20 protein-coding genes are annotated in these 18,076 nt (G+C 45.7%); 18 read left to right on the top strand and 2 right to left on the bottom strand.

Going from position 1 to position 18,076, the window contains the following annotated elements; genetic code table 11:
* From queA to lysA, 8 genes are all read left to right on the top strand, one after another.
* A partial coding sequence (gene queA / locus PHP87_RS06885) for a tRNA preQ1(34) S-adenosylmethionine ribosyltransferase-isomerase QueA (RefSeq protein ID WP_299919883.1) occupies window positions 1–878 on the top strand: 878 nt, incomplete at its 5' end.
* Window positions 879–899: 21 nt separating this feature from the next.
* Window positions 900–2,009: a tRNA guanosine(34) transglycosylase Tgt gene (tgt, locus tag PHP87_RS06890; protein ID WP_299919885.1), complete on the top strand. Its 1,110-nt coding sequence runs from the start codon at window positions 900–902 to the stop codon at window positions 2,007–2,009.
* A gap of 62 nt (window positions 2,010–2,071) precedes the next feature.
* Window positions 2,072–2,350, top strand: a complete 279-nt coding sequence (gene yajC, locus PHP87_RS06895; protein WP_299919887.1) for a preprotein translocase subunit YajC — start codon at window positions 2,072–2,074, stop codon at window positions 2,348–2,350.
* A 4-nt stretch (window positions 2,351–2,354) separates the two neighbouring features.
* Window positions 2,355–3,014, top strand: a complete 660-nt coding sequence (locus PHP87_RS06900; RefSeq protein ID WP_299919888.1) for an HD domain-containing protein — start codon at window positions 2,355–2,357, stop codon at window positions 3,012–3,014.
* Window positions 3,015–3,045: 31 nt separating this feature from the next.
* Window positions 3,046–4,251, top strand: coding sequence for a protein translocase subunit SecD (gene secD / locus PHP87_RS06905; RefSeq protein WP_366942898.1), 1,206 nt, complete (start codon window positions 3,046–3,048; stop codon window positions 4,249–4,251).
* Between the two features lie 16 nt (window positions 4,252–4,267).
* Window positions 4,268–5,110: a protein translocase subunit SecF gene (gene secF, locus PHP87_RS06910; RefSeq protein ID WP_299919890.1), complete on the top strand. Its 843-nt coding sequence runs from the start codon at window positions 4,268–4,270 to the stop codon at window positions 5,108–5,110.
* A 532-nt stretch (window positions 5,111–5,642) separates the two neighbouring features.
* On the top strand, window positions 5,643–5,945 hold the full coding sequence (locus PHP87_RS06915) for a lipopolysaccharide assembly LapA domain-containing protein (protein ID WP_299919891.1): 303 nt from the start codon (window positions 5,643–5,645) through the stop codon (window positions 5,943–5,945).
* 127 nt (window positions 5,946–6,072) lie between these two features.
* Complete coding sequence (gene lysA / locus PHP87_RS06920) at window positions 6,073–7,458, top strand: diaminopimelate decarboxylase (RefSeq protein WP_299919904.1); 1,386 nt, start codon at window positions 6,073–6,075, stop codon at window positions 7,456–7,458.
* Between the two features lie 140 nt (window positions 7,459–7,598).
* Here the strand turns inward: lysA and PHP87_RS06925 are convergent, their stop codons facing one another.
* Window positions 7,599–8,087 carry a DUF2889 domain-containing protein gene (locus PHP87_RS06925; protein WP_299919893.1) on the bottom strand — a complete coding sequence of 163 codons (489 nt, stop codon included), beginning with the start codon at window positions 8,085–8,087 and terminating at the stop codon, window positions 7,599–7,601.
* 152 nt (window positions 8,088–8,239) lie between these two features.
* Between PHP87_RS06925 and PHP87_RS06930 the strand changes: the two genes are divergently transcribed.
* The 10 genes from PHP87_RS06930 to PHP87_RS06975 all read left to right on the top strand — a co-directional run bounded on the left by PHP87_RS06930 (window position 8,240) and on the right by PHP87_RS06975 (window position 17,832).
* Entirely contained in the window at window positions 8,240–10,882 is a 2,643-nt protein-coding gene (locus tag PHP87_RS06930) for a CBS domain-containing protein (RefSeq protein WP_299919894.1), read from the top strand.
* A complete protein-coding gene (locus PHP87_RS06935) occupies window positions 10,863–11,486 on the top strand; it encodes a site-2 protease family protein (RefSeq protein WP_299919895.1) in 624 nt (207 codons plus the stop codon). The genes PHP87_RS06930 and PHP87_RS06935 overlap by 20 nt, the downstream gene beginning before the upstream one ends.
* A gap of 37 nt (window positions 11,487–11,523) precedes the next feature.
* Window positions 11,524–12,240 (top strand): segregation/condensation protein A, encoded by a 717-nt coding sequence (locus PHP87_RS06940; protein WP_299919896.1) that lies wholly within the window; start codon window positions 11,524–11,526, stop codon window positions 12,238–12,240.
* Entirely contained in the window at window positions 12,241–12,756 is a 516-nt protein-coding gene (gene scpB, locus PHP87_RS06945) for an SMC-Scp complex subunit ScpB (protein ID WP_299919897.1), read from the top strand. It begins immediately after the preceding gene.
* 254 nt (window positions 12,757–13,010) lie between these two features.
* Window positions 13,011–13,571 carry a DUF1992 domain-containing protein gene (locus PHP87_RS06950; protein WP_299919898.1) on the top strand — a complete coding sequence of 187 codons (561 nt, stop codon included), beginning with the start codon at window positions 13,011–13,013 and terminating at the stop codon, window positions 13,569–13,571.
* 61 nt (window positions 13,572–13,632) lie between these two features.
* The gene (locus PHP87_RS06955) at window positions 13,633–14,304 is read left to right on the top strand and encodes a DUF2953 domain-containing protein (protein WP_299919899.1); all 672 of its coding nucleotides are present in this window, start codon (window positions 13,633–13,635) and stop codon (window positions 14,302–14,304) included.
* A 2-nt stretch (window positions 14,305–14,306) separates the two neighbouring features.
* Complete coding sequence (gene ytfJ, locus PHP87_RS06960; protein WP_299919900.1) at window positions 14,307–14,717, top strand: GerW family sporulation protein; 411 nt, start codon at window positions 14,307–14,309, stop codon at window positions 14,715–14,717.
* A 113-nt stretch (window positions 14,718–14,830) separates the two neighbouring features.
* On the top strand, window positions 14,831–15,424 hold the full coding sequence (locus PHP87_RS06965) for a nucleoside recognition domain-containing protein (protein WP_299919901.1): 594 nt from the start codon (window positions 14,831–14,833) through the stop codon (window positions 15,422–15,424).
* Complete coding sequence (locus PHP87_RS06970; RefSeq protein ID WP_299919902.1) at window positions 15,425–15,961, top strand: spore maturation protein; 537 nt, start codon at window positions 15,425–15,427, stop codon at window positions 15,959–15,961.
* A gap of 203 nt (window positions 15,962–16,164) precedes the next feature.
* Window positions 16,165–17,832 carry a formate--tetrahydrofolate ligase gene (locus PHP87_RS06975; RefSeq protein WP_299919903.1) on the top strand — a complete coding sequence of 556 codons (1,668 nt, stop codon included), beginning with the start codon at window positions 16,165–16,167 and terminating at the stop codon, window positions 17,830–17,832.
* 89 nt (window positions 17,833–17,921) lie between these two features.
* Here the strand turns inward: PHP87_RS06975 and PHP87_RS06980 are convergent.
* Window positions 17,922–18,076: GTP cyclohydrolase I (locus PHP87_RS06980; protein WP_299919905.1), on the bottom strand; the 155-nt coding region annotated here is incomplete at its 5' end.

The raw sequence follows: 18,076 nt of genomic DNA on the forward strand, positions 1-18,076 counted from the left end.
AGGGGGATGCTCTGGTATTGAATGAAACCCGGGTTATTCCGGCGCGCTTTTTTGCCTATAAAGAAAGCGGGGCCCGGGTGGAAATACTACTTCTAAAAAAGCTTGGTGATGATTGGGAAGCTTTGGTGAAGCCGGCCCGGAGGCTGAAATCCGGCAGCCAGGTTTTCCTTTCCCCGGATCAACCGCTGGTTATTGAAATTGTGGAAGAGCTGGATTTTGCCGGTGGACGCCGGGTCCGCTTTCAGGATAGTGTTGATGAGGATACCTTGTTGCAGGAACAGGGGCATATCCCTCTGCCACCCTATATAAATCGGCCCGATGAAGAACTGGACCGGGAAAGGTACCAGACGGTTTATGCTGGCAAAAGCGGATCAGTGGCCGCACCTACAGCGGGCCTGCACTTTACCCCCGACATTTTGAATGACATTGCTCTTCAGGGGATTAATATTGTGCGGATAGTCTTGCATGTGGGGATGGGAACTTTTCGACCAGTGAAGAACGAAGATATTCGCCAGCACAATATGCATTTTGAGTATTTCGAGGTTGCAGAAGAGGCGGCGGCCTTGCTTAACTTAACCCGGAAAAGCGGGGGGCAGATAGTGGCGGTGGGAACAACGGTGGTAAGAACATTAGAAAGCGTTTATAATGAAGATTGTGGTTTTTTGGCCGGGAAAGGTGAAACCAATAAATTTATTTTTCCGGGATATCAATTCCGGGCTATTGATAAATTGTTGACCAATTTTCATCTCCCTGGATCATCCTTGTTGATGCTGGTGGCAGCCTTTGCGGGAACGAAAAGCACTTTGGCGGCTTACCGGCATGCGGTGGAAAATCGTTACCGATTTTTTTCCTACGGAGATGCCATGCTGGTAAAGTAAAGAGTATTGAGGCTGAACTGGATGTTTGAATTTGAACTGCTAAAAGAGGATAAGACATCTGCGGCCAGGTTGGGCCGCTTAAGCACCGCTCATGCTACGGTGGATACCCCAATATTTATGCCGGTGGGTACCCAGGCAACGGTCAAAACTCTTACCCCCGAGGACCTATATGAAATTGGAGCCGGTATTATTTTGGCCAATGCCTATCACTTGTACCTGCGTCCCGGTTGTGAACTGATTCAACAGGCCGGTGGCCTGCATGGCTTCATGAACTGGAAGAAAGGCATTTTGACCGACAGTGGGGGATTTCAAGTCTTTAGCCTGAGCAAATTGCGTGAAATTAACGATGATGGAGTCTGGTTTCATTCCCATATCGATGGTTCGCGCCATTTCCTTACTCCCGAAAAGGTAATGGAGATTGAAGCAAAACTCGGGGCGGATATAGCCATGTGCTTTGATGAGTGTGCTCCATACCCTTGTAGCTATGAGGAAGCGGAAAGGGCGGTGAAGAGAACCAGTCTTTGGGCCGGGAGGTGTAAAAAGGCTCATAATAATGATAAGCAGGTGTTATTTGGGATTATACAAGGCAGTGTTTATCCCGAATTAAGGGAAAGGAGTGTGGGAGAGCTGACTGCTTTGGATTTCCCCGGCTATGCCATCGGCGGTTTGAGTGTCGGAGAACCCAAGGAAATGCTCTATGATACCCTGGAAGTTACCACCCGGATGCTGCCTCGGGAAAAACCCCGTTACCTTATGGGAGTGGGTGCTCCCGAGGATTTGCTGGAAGGGGTCAGGCTAGGAGTGGATATGTTTGATTGTGTTTTACCGACCCGACTGGCCCGGCATGGAACTGCCTATACTACCGGGGGTAAGATAACAGTGCGCAACGCTCTTTATGCGGAGGACTTCTCTCCTCTTGATTCCCAGTGTCCATGTTATGTATGCCGCAGCTACAGCCGGGCCTATATCAGGCATTTAATTAAGGCTGAGGAGATACTGGCTCAGCGATTGCTAAGCTATCACAATCTTTATTTCCTGTTCCAATTAATGGCTGACATTAGAGCGGCCATAGCAAAAGGAGAATTCCCCAGCTTTTACCGGGAGTTTTTCCATAATTATATCGGCGCTTAGAAGGATTTAAGCATTGAGCGGCGAATATTATTAAAGTTATACTAAATTTAAGGAGTGATAATTTGGCTACACAGGGAAGTTCGGAATGGATGACAATAGCTATTTATTTTGGTTTGTTCCTGGCCATCTTCTATTTTTTCCTCATCTTGCCCCGGAAAAAGCAGGAGAAGAAACATAAGATAATGGTAGAAGAATTGAAAAAAGGTGACCGGGTGGTTACCATCGGCGGCATTAGAGGAGAGATTGGCCGGGTCAAAGAGGACACAATTATGCTTAAAGTTGCTGATAATATGGAAATAGAAATGCTCAGAAAAGCTGTGGCCTATAAGGTTGAGGATTAGATAAATGGTAACTCTGAAAGATGTCAGATCCAGCCCCATAATCAACACTTTTATTCAAAAAGGTAATGAGCATTTGGGCGTGATGGGATACACCGACCATGGCCAGCTGCACCTTTCTCTGGTATCGGCTTTGAGCAAGGATATCATGATGAAGCTGAGCTACGATGAACGCCTGGCCGAACTGGCCGGGATTGCCGGCTATATGCATGATATAGGTAATGTAATTAACCGTATCGGCCACAGCCAGAGTGGGGCCTTGATGGCGATGGAGATACTCCGGCGGATGGGTATGTTGCCAGAGGAAGCAGCTATAATTACTGCGGCCATAGGTAATCACGATGAAGGTAGCGGTCATCCGGTAAACGAAGTGGCGGCGGCCTTGATACTGGCGGATAAATCCCACGTTCATCGCAACCGGGTCAGGAATCCGGATGTAGCTACTTTTGATATACATGACCGGGTTAATTATGCCGTGGAGCGCTCTACTTTGAATATTGATGAAAACAAGAAGGTTATTACTATGGAACTCGTAATTGACACCAGTATTTGCCCGGTAATGGAATACTTTGAGATTTTTATGAGCCGTATGCTTTTGTGTCGCCGGGCGGCCGGTTTTTTAGGTTGTGAATTTGAACTGGTGATAAACGGGGTGCAATTACTATAATTAAGGAGTTCTGAAAGGAGGATTTTTGAAGTTGCAAAAGAATTTCAGCGTTGCAGTAATTCTAGCTATTATTGTAGCCCTTGGTGCTTTGACCTATTTTGCTTACCAGCCCATATTAAAAAACCTGAATCTGGGCTTGGATCTCAGGGGTGGACTGCATGTGGTTCTGGAGGCCCAGGAAAAAGAGGGACAGAAGATAAGCGCCGATACTATAAACAAGGCCGTAGGTATACTTAGAAACCGGGTGGACAAGCTCGGGGTCAGTGAACCGCTGATTTATCCCCAGGGTGACCGCCGGGTGGTGGTGGAACTGGCCGGGATAGATGATCCGGAAGAAGCGGTGAATATAATCAAAAACACGGCTGAGCTTGAGTTCTGGGATGAGACAGGCAAGGTGCTGGTTACCGGGAAACATCTGACAGAAGCGCAGGCCAGAGCCAGCGGCGAAGGTCAGGGTTTTGAAGTAGCCATTGATTTTGATAAAGAAGGGGCCAAGCTCTTTGCTGATGCCACTACGGCCAATATCGACAAACCTTTGATGATTGTGATTGATGGCAAGGTCATCAGTGCTCCTACTGTATCCGGCCCGATTACCGATGGAAGTGCCCGGATAACCGGTAACTTTACCGCCAAGGAAGCGGAGAACCTGGCAGTATTATTGCGTTCCGGTGCTTTGCCGGTTTCATTTAAAATCCTGGAGAAAAGGACGGTTGGTCCTACCCTGGGAAGCGATTCCTTAAGTAAGAGCGTGAAAGCCGGAATTGCTGGTCTTATTGCTATTCTGATTTTTATGCTGGGATATTATCGCTTGCCCGGGTTTCTGGCCGATATTTCCATAGTGCTTTATTCGATTCTGGTTTTGGGAACTATGACCCTGTTTGGTGCGGTATTGACCCTGCCGGGGATAGCGGCCTTCGTATTATCTATCGGTATGGCGGTTGATGCCAATATCATTATTTATGAGAGAATCAAGGAAGAATTGCGCTGGGGCAAGACCTTGAAGGCTGCCATCGACGCTGGATTCAATCGCGCCTTCTGGACTATATTCGATGCCAACCTGACCACCTTGATTGCTGCTTTCGTCCTGCTCTATTTCGGCAGCGGGCCAATCAAGGGGTTTGCCGTAACTCTTTCCATAGGTATAATTGTCAGTATGCTGGTAGTACTTACCTTTACCCGCTATTTGCTGGTATTATCCGCTGACTTGACCAAGAATCATAAATTATATGGGGTATAAAAAGGAGGTGTAAAGAGTGCAGTTTATTCAGAACAGAAAGTATTCTTTTATTTTTTCCACCATACTTATCATCCTGGGACTGATTTCCATATTCGTACAGGGGTTCAAACTGGGCATTGATTTCGAAGGAGGCTCTCTTTTACGCTTCAAGATGGATGCGGCGGTTTCTTCGGCTGAGGTTCGCTCAACTATGGAGGAGTTTAAGTTTATTGATCAGGCCTCTATTCAAAAAAGCGGCAATGAGTTCCTAATCCGTACCCGGGAATTGAATCAGGAACAGACGGAGCAGATTAATAAAGCATTTGCGGCCAAATTTAAAAATGTGGAGTACCTTAGTGCCGAAAGTGTGGGAGCCACTATCGGCAGTGAACTGACCAGGAACGCCGTTCTCTCGGTACTGATAGCTATGCTATTGATGCTGGTATACATCAGTTTTCGCTTTGAGTGGACTTTTGGGGTGGCGGCTGTAGTGGCTTTATTCCATAATGTCTTGATAGTCTTGGGGATATTCTCCATCTTTCAATGGGAGCTTGATGGAGCGTTTATTGCAGCCATACTTACCATAGTAGGTTATTCCATAAATGATACCATAGTTATATTTGACCGGATTAGAGAGAATCTGCGGCTAAAAACGAGGGATGACCTGACTACTTTGCTTAACAAGAGTATTATGCAGACTATGAACCGCTCGGTAAATACGGTTCTTACCGTATTATTTCCCCTGGTAACCTTATACCTTTTTGGCGGTTCAACTATTAAGATTTTTGTTTTAACTATGTTGATTGGCTTTGTTGTTGGAGCCTATTCATCCATATTTATTGCCAGTCCTTTATACTATGATATAAAGCAGAGGGCATAGGACGGAAAACGGAGGACGGAAGGCGGAATTTAACCAGTCCTTAAAGGGATTTCATTAATGAAGTCCCTTTTTTACTCAGTGAAAATACAAGCATGATGTCACTGCAAAAAGTTATAAATATGCATAAGGGTTGCATAAATATACCGCTTAGCTACATTAAAAGCGACCAAAGGGTGTGTAGGGAACGACCCCCGTGTCGTTCCGAATCAGGCTTCGCCAGCGCTTTGTATATTTATGCAACCCTTATGCAACAAGAGGGGTTTTTGCGGTAGAGTCAAGCATGGAATCACTTATTTGTTTACTAACCACCCATGGTCTGGCGCTCAGTGTCAGTTATATCTATTTAACTCAGAGTAATTTGCTTGAGTTCTGATGAAAAGTGAGCTAGTAAGCGCTTGAATAGCAAGATGTAGTAGGAAATGAATTAAACCCCTTACCCCTCACTCCTCACTTTTCTTACTAAGCTGTTACTTAGGCTTGGTAAACTGTGTGTTGGGTCGTTCTAAAAGAAGTGGAAAAGGAAGGAGAATATATGCGTGCGTATTTATTTATTGCCTTGTTTATCGCTCTTATAACCGGAGTATTTATTTACCAAAATACCGCTATGGTTGAAGTGCATTTTTTGAACTGGGTTTCGCCGGAAATTTCGCTGGCCCTGGTTATATTACTGGCTTTGTGTAGTGGGGCTTTGCTCACTTTTCTCCTGGATAGTGTACGCTATTTTCAGATTGCCAGTAGAATCAGAGAACTTACTGTGAGCAACAAGAAATTGCAGGTGGAGATTGACAGATTAAAACGACAGCAAAAAGATGAGGAGGAGAAGAAGGAGATCTAATAGCTGACGGCAGGAAATAGGTGAAAAATTCTAGTATTATGTATTCTTACCGCTGGCTGTTGACGCTCCCAGGGGTTGAATGATAAGATGAGCACAATTTATCAGTGTTTGGAGAGGTGTGAAGAATTTGCATTTGACGGGGACCATGAAGATAAATAGCCGGGGTAATTTAGAAATCGGTGGGATGGATACAGTGGATCTGGCCCACGAATTTGGTACCCCCCTGTGGATCATAGATGAGGAGGGATTCCGGCAAAATTGCCGGAATATAAAGAAAGCTTTCGCGCTCTATGGTGATTCCCAGGTGCTGTATGCTAGTAAGACCCTTGCTACCATGGCTATTTATAGGATAGTTGAGCAAGAGGGCCTGGGCCTGGATGTGGTTTCCGGAGGCGAACTATATACGGCATTAAAAGCCGGCTTTCCCATGCAAAAAGTTTATTTCCATGGTAACAACAAGAGTCCGGAAGAATTGCGAATGGCTATCTGTGCCGGGGTAGCCCGGATAGTAGTAGATAATTTTTGTGAATTGGAACTTTTAAACCAGCTTTGTACTGAGGAGAATTGTCAACAGGAGATACTCTTGCGGGTTACTCCCGGAGTAGAGGCCCACACCCATGAATATATTCAAACCGGGCAGATTGACTCTAAGTTTGGTTTTACTCTTACTGATGGGCAGGCCATGGAAGGGGTCAAGAAGGCCTTATCCATGCCTGGAATTAAGCTAGTTGGCCTGCATTGTCATATTGGTTCTCAAATATTTGCCATGCAATCCTTTCAATATACCAGTTCCATAATGATGGATTTTTGGGCGGAAATAAAGAAAACAAGTGGATGCCAGTTGGAGGAACTGAATTTGGGAGGGGGTCTGGGTATTTACTATGTTGCTGGAGATGAACCCCGCAAAGCGGAAGAATGGGCGGAGGCGGTTATGCCGGTAGTCCAGGAAAAAGCCCGGCAGCATGGACTAAAAGTACCTCGTATTATTGTTGAACCCGGGAGGGCTATTGCTGGCCCGGCCGGATTGACCCTATACACACTCGGTTCATACAAAGAAGTTAAGGGGATACGCAAATATGTGGCTGTAGATGGGGGTATGACCGATAATCCCCGTCCGGCTCTTTATGCGGCCAAATACCGGGCTCTACTGGCCAATAAAGCAGTAGAAAAACCTGAAGAAACCATATCTATCGCCGGTAAATGTTGTGAATCCGGGGATATGTTAATTTGGGATATAGAGCTCCCCCCGGTGGAGGCGGGAGATATTCTGGCGGTTCTGGCTACCGGGGCTTATAATTATAGCATGTCCAGCAACTACAACCGTCTGCCCCGGCCGGCTATGGTTCTGGTCAATCAGGGTCAGGCGGAGTTGATAATAAAACGAGAAGACTATGAGGATTTGCTGCGCAACGACCTTATCCCGGAAAGGTTGGAGCGGGACAGGGGGATGTTTCGTTTGCCTTGTGAGCAACGACCTTATCCCCGAGGCTTAAAAGGCCACAAGCAGCGATGAAAGTGAGTTAGTAGGCGCTTGAATAGTAAGATGTAGTAGGAAATATATTAAACCCCTTACCCCTTACTTTTCTTACTAAACCTATTATATGATAACCGTCCCTACGATATAGTGGAGTCATCGTTCCGTCTTCCGTTATGCTATTTCTTGCTTCTAAAGGCCGATTGAATTTCTTCCTGGGAGTTTTCGAAGACACCAGGCTGAGAAAAGAATATACATTGATCCTGGTACATCCTTATCCAATTATTCCAACGCTGGGTATAGTCTCCCGTTTCCACCCATTCCGGTTTATCGCGGGAAGCGGCCTGCACCAGTGCTTTTACCGAGTTCATGACCAGCTCGGCCAGATGAACACAGCCCTCTTTCCCCATAATATTTTCGCTGACCACGCGATTGAAGCCAGGTCCCACTGTGCTTCCTATGATGTTGCCAATACTTTTCAGCCCCTGTGGACAGATGGGAAAAGGAGTACTCTCGGCCCAGGCTTCAGCATCGATAATTTTAAAATTATCAAAATCAAAAACCAGACGGCAATGGATATTATGCAAATCGTCTTTCCATTGCCCCTTTACTTCGAAGCCGGTATTCAAAATTGGCTCTACGCTATACTTTTCTACTTTTTCATACACTTGTTCACTAACCCCCTGCCGAATTGCTTGCCCATAATTATAGGAAAGATGTGGATTAAAAACAATAGCTTTTCTACTTCTAAGGCCATAACTCTCCAAGCTTATCAAGGTATGATATAATGCAGTTATCCTTAAGTAAAGGAGTACTAATTGTGGAAATAATAACATCGCATAATGCCCTGGATTTTGATGGACTGGCAGCCATGGTGGCTGCCGGCAAGCTTTATCCTGGCGCAGTAAAGGTTTTTTCTGGTACCCTTTCGAAAAATATCCGCCAGTTTATGGCCTTGTACAAAGATCTTTTTTCTATCAAATATCCCAAAGAAATAGATTTGAAACAGGTTAAAAGGATGATTGTGGTGGATACCGCCAGTGCAAACCGCTTGGGCCATCTTAAAGACCTGGCTTCGCAGGAGGGTATGGATTTTTATATCTATGACCACCACCCGCCAGCTGAAGATGATTTGCCGGCCAGTATTAGTGAAGTGGAACAAGTGGGCGCTGTCACTACTCTTCTGGTGGAGAAGATTATTGAGCGTGAGATCAATTTAAGTGCATTTGATGCCACCATTCTGGCCCTGGGCATCTATGAAGACACCGGTAGTCTTTTGTTTAGCTCAACGACTCCCAGAGATATATCCGCAGCGGCTTTTCTCTTGAGTCGGGGAGCAAATTTATCGGTGGTGTCCAACTTTATGGATCAGCCATTCTCTGGGGAACAAAGGCAGTTGTTACATGTTTTACTGAATTCTTCCCGGCACTATTTAGTTAAAAACATTGACATAGTGGTAGCGACCTGGGATAGCAATGAATTTATTCCGGGTTTGGATACAGTAACTTACCGCTTGTTGGAAATAGAAAACTGTGATGTGGCCTTTACTGTCGCTCTAATGCAGGGTAAGGTCATTGTGGTCGGGCGCAGCAGAACCAACAATGTGAAGGTTAACGAGGTCTTGAGGGAGCTCAAAGGAAGAGGACATGACCGGGCAGCGTCCGCGGTTGTAAAGGGCCAAAGCCTCGCTGAGGTGGTGGAGTTTATCATGGCAGAATTGGGGAAAACGGTTCAGCCTGGTTTGCTGGCTCGTGACATAATGTCAACCCCCGTAAAAACTATTCCCCAGGGCATTAGTATGGAAGAGGCTGGCCGGGTCATGTTGCGCTACGGACATACGGGAATGCCGGTAGTTGAAGGGGAAAAGATGATTGGGGTCATATCCCGCCGTGATGTGGACAAAGCCAGAATTCATGATCTGGGTCATGCCCCGGTAAAGGGCTTTATGAGCAGCGGAGTTCTTTCCGTAATTCCGGATACCCCGGTGGGGGAGATACAACGCTTAATGGTAGAATATGATGTTGGCAGGCTGCCTGTTGCTGAGAATAATCGACTGCTGGGAATAGTATCGCGTACTGACATATTGAGAACTCTACATGGTGAAGATTACCCTGAGGATCACGAAGTCCTTTATTCTTGGAGTGGGGAGGAAACCCAGAACTATCTTGTTACTATGCAGGAACGAATGCCTTCCAGACTTATTGCTACTCTCCGTTTAGCTGGCGAACTGGCTGAAGCTATTGACAGCAGGGCATATTGTGTGGGAGGTTTTGTTCGTGACTTTTTCTTACGCGTTCCTAATTTTGATGTTGATCTGGTGGTAGAAGGAGACGGTGAAGAACTAGCCAGGAAAATGGCCCAGCATCTGGGGGGGAAAGCAAGAATCCACCAGCGCTTTCGTACTGCGGTACTTATACTGCCAGATGGTACCAAAATAGACATAGCAACTGCCCGTACCGAATACTATGAGTTTCCCGCTGCTCTACCCAAGGTGGAAAAGGCCTCCCTCAGGGAGGATATGTATCGCCGCGATTTTACCATTAATACCCTGGCCATAGCCCTGAATCCGGATAGTTTTGGTGATCTAATCGATTATTTTGGCGGGCGAAAAGACCTGGAAAAAGGACTGATCCGTATCCTATATAATTTCAGCTTTGTCGAAGATCCCACCAGAATAATTAGAGCCATTCGTTTTGAGCAGCGTTACCAATTCAACATTGAAGAAGATACCCTGCGCTTTGCCAAGGATGCCATAGAGCGGAGACTACTGGGTAAACTTAGCTACAAGCGGATTATACAGGAATTGATGCTCTTACTCAGCGAGATAGACCCCCTTCCGGCCCTGGATCGCATTATGGAAATCGGGGTGTGGGAGTATATCATTCCGGAAATAGACCTTAATAAAGTGAGCCGGACCATGATTAAGAGAACCCCCATCATTATCACCTGGTGGGAGGAACGTTATTACGGGAAGAAAATCAAGGGTTGGCTAGCCTATTTAATGGTTTTGCTGGCCGGGGTGGATAAAGAAATGGTCATCCAGGTCACCAAACGCTACCATTTAGACAATTATGCGCGAAAAGCTATAGAGGAGTCCCTGCAAGTTCCGCAGATGGTAGAATACTTGCGGGAAAACCGTGAAATTCTGCCGGGTGATATGGATCGCAAACTGGATGGCTGGAGCAATGAGAGTATGATACTATTGCTCCTGTCTATCAGGGATGAACTTTTGTGGGAAAAGCTGGTTAACTACCTGGATCTAAAAGAGCGGATAAAAGTGGAGATTAACGGCTATGACCTTAAGGAGATGGGGCTAAAACAAGGGCCTGAATTCCGCTTCATCTTTGATGAATTATACCAGCAGAAACTCAATGGAGTAATCAAAAGCCGTGAGGGAGAACTGCAAACGGTAAAAAAGTGGATGATGGAGGGGAAGTATAACAATGATCCAGTCGCTGAGTGAAATGTTGATAGCGCTACCGGCTATAATGATTGCCTTGACCTTTCATGAATATGCTCATGGCAAGGTAGCCGATCTTTTGGGTGATAGTACGCCCTATTACCAGGGGAGGCTGACTCTCAATCCTTTGCCTCATATTGATTGGATAGGCTTTTTTATGCTTTTCTTATTTCATTTTGGATGGGCCAAACCGGTACAGGTAAACCCCTATAATTTTAAGAATGTAAGCCCCAAACAGGGTATGATGCTGGTTTCCCTGGCGGGGCCAGGGATGAATATTCTGCTGGCTTTTTTGGGTATGCTGGCTTACAAGTACCTGCTTCCGTTTCAAGAACAGGAATGGGCTATAATGACCATAAATCTAATTCATCCCTTGATTTATATTAATTTGATTCTGGCAGCTTTCAATTTGATACCCTTACCGCCTCTGGATGGCTCCAAGATAGTAGCGGGTTTACTGCCCGACTCCGGGGCGGAAATATTCTATTCCCTGGAACAGTATGGGCCGTTGATACTCTTGTTGCTTATTATAACCGGAGCCGCCGCTTATATTTTCTTGCCTTTGGCCAATTTACTGAATACTATTTTATATGCCATAGTCTTTTAACACTACCCCGGGAAATCCGGTCGGGGGGAGGGAGTATATGAACTATGTAGTTGACCTGGAAGCTTTTCATGGACCCCTGGACTTGCTTCTTTATTTGCTTGAAGAGCAACAATTAGAAATATATGACATACCTATTGCTGTTATAACCGACCAATATTTAGAATACTTACAACAAACAGAAGAGCTTAACCTGGAACATATTGGCGATTTTCTCATCATGGCTACTTACCTGCTGAATCTGAAATCGCGGATTTTGCTGCCCAGCAGGGTGGAGATAAGGGAGGAAGAGGAGGGTTCTGATCCGCGGGCGGAGTTGGTTCAGCGGCTCTTGGATTACAAGAAATACAAGAAGCTGGCTGAGTATTTACTGTCGCGCCATAATGGAGATCTTCCCCGGGTATTCTTCCGTGATAGCGAGGACGAAATGACGGGGATCGAAGAATTGGTTGGGGATGCTGCTCAGTTGTGGCGCTCTTTCCAGTCTTTTTTGAGGGATTTGCCTGATACTAAAGAGAAATTCAAGCTTCCCCAGGGAGATGTGAATATCAGCGAAAAAATGGAAGAGATAGTGGAGTGCCTGGGACAAGGAAACGGAGAGCTAATATTACAAGATCTTTTCCAGGGAGTTATCAGTTTCAGGGAAGCGCTGGCTTTCTTCCTGGCTCTGCTGGAATTAATTAGATTGCAGAAGGTAGAAGCTGTTCAGGAAAAACGCTTTGGGGAAATAAAAATACGTTTACAGGTGGCGGTCTAAATGTTGATGCGAGATCAGATTAAAGCGGCAGTGGAAGCGGTTCTTTTTGTTCGTGCCAGTCGGGTGGGGAAGGACGAACTGGTGGAAATACTGGATATTCCTCTGCTGGAACTGAAAGAAATATTACAGGAAATGATTTTGGAGTATAATAATAATGTAAGGGGGGGGCTGCAAATAATAGAGCTTGATGGTGGATATATGCTGTGTACGCGCCCGGCCTATTCAGATATTCTTTCCCGCATGGAGAAACCGCTTAGAAAGCGTCTATCGGCTGCGGCTCTGGATACTCTAGCTATTGTTGCTTACCGACAGCCCATTACCCGGGCTGAAATAGAGCAGATACGGGGCGTCAAGAGCGATAGAATAGTCAATACTTTAATGGAAAAAGGTCTGATTGAAGAAGTGGGGCATAAGGCTGTACTGGGGAAACCGGTTCTCTATGCTACCACAGAGGAGTTCTTGAAGGTATTTGGTTTGACTGGTCTTAAAGAGTTGCCCGATTTAGAAGAATCGTAATATATCATGGGGACGGTCCTTTTGATATATATCATAATATATCTCTCGTGAATCACTCTGCGGGTACTCCTGGTGTTCCACCCTGCGGGTGTCACTATTAAGGTTGCAGCGTCTATAATAACTCCGGTAATACTCCTATTCTTATCGGTGGTTGTGCCCTGCGGCCATAGGGGGTAATTCGCAAATAGGGTAATAGTAAATTGGCAAAGCAATGCTGCGAAGCCGGGTTTTTTAGCTTTAAGGGGGATTAGCTGGTGGCGGAAAGGTCTATTGAGGAAGAAATAAAAATAAGAGCACAGCAGGGAAAGAGATTGGCCCGTTATATGAGCAGTACACAGGACCTGGTAGAAAACCAGATTCGCAAAGCTCAGGAGCGGGGAGAATTCAACAACCTCGAGGGCAGCGGAAAGCCTATTTCTTTGGAGGAAAACCCGTTTGAGCCCCAGGAATTGCGAATGACCTTTAAGATTCTAAAAGATAATAATTTTGCTCCTTATTGGATTGAATTGGGTAAACAGATTGACCGCGAAATAGATAAGTTCTGGAAGGAAGTTGATTATTTTAAGCGTTACACCACGATATTTTATTCGCAGGGACATAGTTCGCCGGCAGAAAGAAGATTTGAAAGTAAAAAAGCTCATTTCTATTCAGAAAGCCGTTTCACTCTGCAAAGGATTGACAAAAAGATTAGCGATTATAATTTGCATTGCCCTTTCTTCCGCATGGGCCGACCCAATATGCGGATAGATGATGAGATATACAAAGTAATTTCTACTGTGGAAAAGCTAATTGAGGAGCTAAAACAATCCAGGTAAATAGTGATGCATAAGGTCTTCAAGCTGGGGAATAATATGGAAAAACAGGAGACTTGAAGAAATGGCGGTCTGGTGCATCCTTTTGTTTGGTCTGGGAATGGTATTGGTTTTATTCATATATCAAAAAGTTGAAATACTCATTCAACTACTAGCTGCTGAAAACGAAAGCGATGACAGCAAAAATTTGCTGATTCAATTTAAACCCCTCTTCCACCCCTTCCACCAAAGACTTCACTACCGCTTTGACACCCAGATTAACCTTTCTGTGGGTGATATCTATGAAAAAGCCAGGATATTCATTTCTGATTTAGAAAAAAAGGATAATAGGCCAGAAATCTATTCACGAATAGGGATAATTGATGTAATTCTTGTCGGCAATAAAAAACTCCGGATTGAAAAACTGGAATGGAAAACCGTCATTGGATTGGAAAATGCTATGGATACTGCTATTTGCAGCGGTGGCTTATGGGCCCTAAAGGGAAGCTTTATCGGCCTTATCAGCACATGCAGTCGTTTGGAAAAAATGAAAATTGAAGTGCTGCCGGATTTTTCGGAAATAAAGCTTGCCAGCCACCTGGATTGCATAGTAAAGATGCGAACAGTACATATTATGATTATAGTTGTCAGACTGCTGGCTCATAGTCTCATCAAGAAGGACATGGCAAAAAAAAGAAGCCGGTTCTTTTCAGGGAGCAGAGTCCTGACGTTTTTTAAATCAATGATGGGGGTATAAGCATGGAATTACAGGATAAAAAGCAGAACCACCCTATTGAAAGCCTAATGCAAACGGCCATGCAAAGCATCAAGGACATGGTGGATGTAAATACGGTGGTAGGAGATCCGGTGGAGACCAATGACGGTACGGTTATAATTCCCATCTCTCAAGTTGCTTGTGGTTTTGCCGCTGGCGGAGGCGAATACGAATTAACCGGCTCATCAAAAAACACGGAATTGCCTTTTGCTGGTGGCAGTGGTGCGGGTGTGTCGGTGCGGCCAATGGGTTTTTTGGTAGTAAGAATGAACGATGTGCGGCTCTTATCAGTCACTGGCAATCACCTGGCGGAACGGGTTATTGACCTTGTTCCTCAGATTATAGATAAGATGGAAGGGCTGTTTAAGAAAAGGGATAAATTTTCCGAAATTTAAGCAGGTTAAGCAGCAGGTCGGGTGACGGGGCAGAAGGAGACGGGCAAGTTCTAATTTATGCAGCATAATCATACCCTTCAAAAAGACCAACAGTGTTTGAGGGGATGAAGGCTTTGCTGAATCTAATTTGGTTTCTGCTGCTGGCCTCAGGAATTATTGTAGCTGCTTTTAACGGTAATATTGAAGTCGTGACTGAAGCTGCTCTTACTGCTGCCCAGGGAGCGGTAAAAATCTGCATTGACCTGGTGGGAGTAATGGCCCTGTGGTTGGGCATTATGAAAATAGCTGAGCAGGGAGGCTTGATACAGGCTCTGGCCCGCTTAATGAAACCTTTGATGGTTCGCTTATTTCCCAGCATTCCTCCGGAACACCCGGCTTTAGGGGCTATTATCCTGAATTTAAGCGCTAATATGTTGGGTTTGGGCAATGCCGCCACACCTTTCGGTATGCGGGCTATGCAGGAAATGCAGAAGCTTAATTCAGATTCCCCGGAAGCTTCTACCGCAATGTGCACCTTCCTGGCATTAAATACCTCCTGTATAACTCTCATCCCCGCTACCATTATTGGTGTCAGGGTTTCTTTGGGATCGCCTAATCCCACAGAAATAGTGGGTGCCTGTATTTTTGCCACCAGTATGGCCATGCTTATGGCCGTTAGCTTAGATTACTGGTTCCGCACTCGAAGTCCCTGGGGGGGGAAGGACTAAGTGCTTCTAAGCATTCTCACCCTAATTTCCAAATGGGCCATCCCTTTTCTTCTTTTAAGCGTGCCGCTTTACGGTATGCTTAAAAAAGTGCCGGTTTATGAAAGCTTTGTAGAAGGAGCGGAGCAGGGCTTTTACACGGCAGTTAAAATCATACCTTTTTTGGTGGGAATGATGGTGGCCATTTCTGTTTTTCGCGCTTCCGGAGCTATGGAATATCTCAGTCGGGCCGTTGCTCCCTTGACAGCCCTCATTGGCGCTCCTTCTGAAATTCTTCCCCTCGCTGTCATGCGTCCCCTATCCGGCAGTGCTGTTCTGGGAATGTCTACGGAGCTGATGAAAATATATGGACCGGATTCCCTTATTGGTCGACTGGCTTCAGTTATGCAGGGAACCACCGATACCACTTTTTTTGTTTTGACGGTATATTTCGGTTCGGTAGGGATAAAAAAATACCGTTATGCCCTCCTGACTGGTCTAACTGCTGATATAAGCGGTTTTCTAGCTTCGGTGTATATATGCAACCTGCTCTTCCGCTAATTTTTAGCATCGAAGAAATTGTGGAACAATTTGTTGGTGTACCGTAGCATTAACAAGTGGGGGGCGTATTTCCTTATAGGCAATAATTTTGAAGGCTATACGCAGCGGAACAAAATCACTACATATTTGCCCCAAGCGAAAAAATACTATAAAATGTTTTTGGCAAGAATAATCAAAAAATATGGTAATGGGGGAAGTAATTGATGAAAACTGATGTGGAAATAGCCCAAAGCGCAAAAATGCAGCCTATTACGGAGATTGCTGCCAGGATTGGTATAGAGCCAAACGAATTGGAACTTTACGGGCCCTATAAGGCCAAAATTTCTCTGGATATCATGAAGAGAATAGAAGACAAGCCGCAAGGGAAACTGGTGCTGGTTACCGCTATCAGCCCCACCCCGGCAGGGGAAGGCAAGACCACTACTACTATTGGGTTGGGACAGGCTCTTAATAAAATTGGGAAGAAAGCCATTATAGCCCTGCGCGAGCCCTCTTTGGGTCCTGTTTTCGGAATCAAGGGCGGTGCTACCGGGGGTGGTTATGCTCAGGTGGTACCCATGGAAGATGTTAACCTTCATTTTACGGGGGATATCCATGCTGTAACCACAGCCCACAACTTGCTGGCAGCCTTGATGGACAACCACTTGCATCAGGGTAATGAATTGGATATTGATTCTCGCCAAATCGTTTGGCGCCGGGTAATGGATTTGAATGAAAGGGTTCTCAGAAATGTTGTACTGGGGCTGGGTGGAAGGATCAATGGAGTTCCGCGGGAGTCAGGTTTTGATATCTCTGTAGCTTCCGAGGTAATGGCCGCCCTGTGCCTGGCTACCGATCTTATGGACTTGAAAGAACGCTTTGCCAAAATTGTTGTGGCCTATAGCCACCAGGGGCAGGCTATCACGGCTGGCGACTTGAAAGCGGCGGGTTCCATGGCTTTATTAATGAAAGATGCCATCAAGCCTAATTTGGTGCAAACCCTGGAAAATACCCCGGCCTTTATTCATGGAGGGCCTTTTGCCAATATCGCTCATGGCGCAAATAGTATAGTGGCTACTCGCCTGGGGGTCAAATTGGCTGATTATATGGTGACAGAGGCTGGATTCGGAGCTGATCTGGGAGCCGAAAAGTTCTTTAATATTGTATGCCGCTATGGAAATCTGGTTCCTGATGCCGTGGTACTGGTTGCCAGCATAAGAGCCTTAAAGCATCACGGTGGAGTGAAGAAAGACAAACTTGGGGAAGAAAACCTGGAAGCCCTGTCCCGGGGCATGGAAAACCTGAAAAAACATCTGGAAAATATCCGGAAATTTGGAGTTCCCGCAGTTGTAGCTCTTAACGAGTTTCCCAGCGATACCAGTAAAGAGGTTGACTATGTTTTCTCCTCGTGTGCGGCCATGCAAACTGCGGTATCCATTTCCCGGGTATGGGCAGAGGGAGGAGATGGTGGCATTGACCTGGCCGAAAAGTTGGTATTGGCTACCGCGCAGGGGAGTCAATTCAAGTTCCTTTATGATTTAAAACAGCCCCTTAAGAAGAAGATAGAAACCATAGCTCGAGAGATTTATGGTGCCGGCGGTGTAAAATATTCGGCGGAAGCGGATAGGATGCTGCTAAAATATGAAGAGTCAGGTTTTAGGGATCTACCGGTTTGCATAGCTAAAACCCAATATTCCCTATCGGATAATGCCCAACTCCTGGGAAGGCCCACAGATTTTGAGGTAAATATAAGACAAGTAAAGCTCTCGGCTGGAGCAGGATTTGTTGTTGCTCTGGCGGGAGATATTATGACCATGCCGGGTCTGGGCAAAGTGCCAGCGGCAGAGAAAATTGATATAAAACCTGACGGGGAGATAGTAGGCTTGTTTTAACAGATGAAGGCTGTGGAACAAGATGAAAATTTATCCAACCCCTCCATACAGTTAAGCCAATAACACCAGGGAGCTGTCCCTGGTGTTATTTAGCTTTTCTGGTTAATTAGAGAGAAGACTTCGGCGCGGGTTTCAGGCCTGGTCTCAAAAATGCCACGAACTGCAGAGCTTACAGTTAAGGCCCCTGGCTTGCGTACCCCTCTCATGGTCATGCACATGTGTTCCGCTTCGATTACTACCGCCA

This window comes from Syntrophomonas sp., assembly GCF_028707975.1.
Classification (GTDB): domain Bacteria; phylum Bacillota; class Syntrophomonadia; order Syntrophomonadales; family Syntrophomonadaceae; genus Syntrophomonas.

Coding starts and splice junctions, on each gene's coding strand:
- PHP87_RS06915 (WP_299919891.1), top strand. CDS start 5,643: ATGCGTGCGTATTTATTTATTGCCTTGTTTATCGCTCTTATAACCGGA.
- PHP87_RS06955 (WP_299919899.1), top strand. CDS start 13,633: ATGGCGGTCTGGTGCATCCTTTTGTTTGGTCTGGGAATGGTATTGGTT.
- tgt (WP_299919885.1), top strand. CDS start 900: ATGTTTGAATTTGAACTGCTAAAAGAGGATAAGACATCTGCGGCCAGG.
- PHP87_RS06935 (WP_299919895.1), top strand. CDS start 10,863: ATGATCCAGTCGCTGAGTGAAATGTTGATAGCGCTACCGGCTATAATG.
- scpB (WP_299919897.1), top strand. CDS start 12,241: ATGTTGATGCGAGATCAGATTAAAGCGGCAGTGGAAGCGGTTCTTTTT.
- PHP87_RS06900 (WP_299919888.1), top strand. CDS start 2,355: ATGGTAACTCTGAAAGATGTCAGATCCAGCCCCATAATCAACACTTTT.
- PHP87_RS06940 (WP_299919896.1), top strand. CDS start 11,524: ATGAACTATGTAGTTGACCTGGAAGCTTTTCATGGACCCCTGGACTTG.
- ytfJ (WP_299919900.1), top strand. CDS start 14,307: ATGGAATTACAGGATAAAAAGCAGAACCACCCTATTGAAAGCCTAATG.
- PHP87_RS06975 (WP_299919903.1), top strand. CDS start 16,165: ATGAAAACTGATGTGGAAATAGCCCAAAGCGCAAAAATGCAGCCTATT.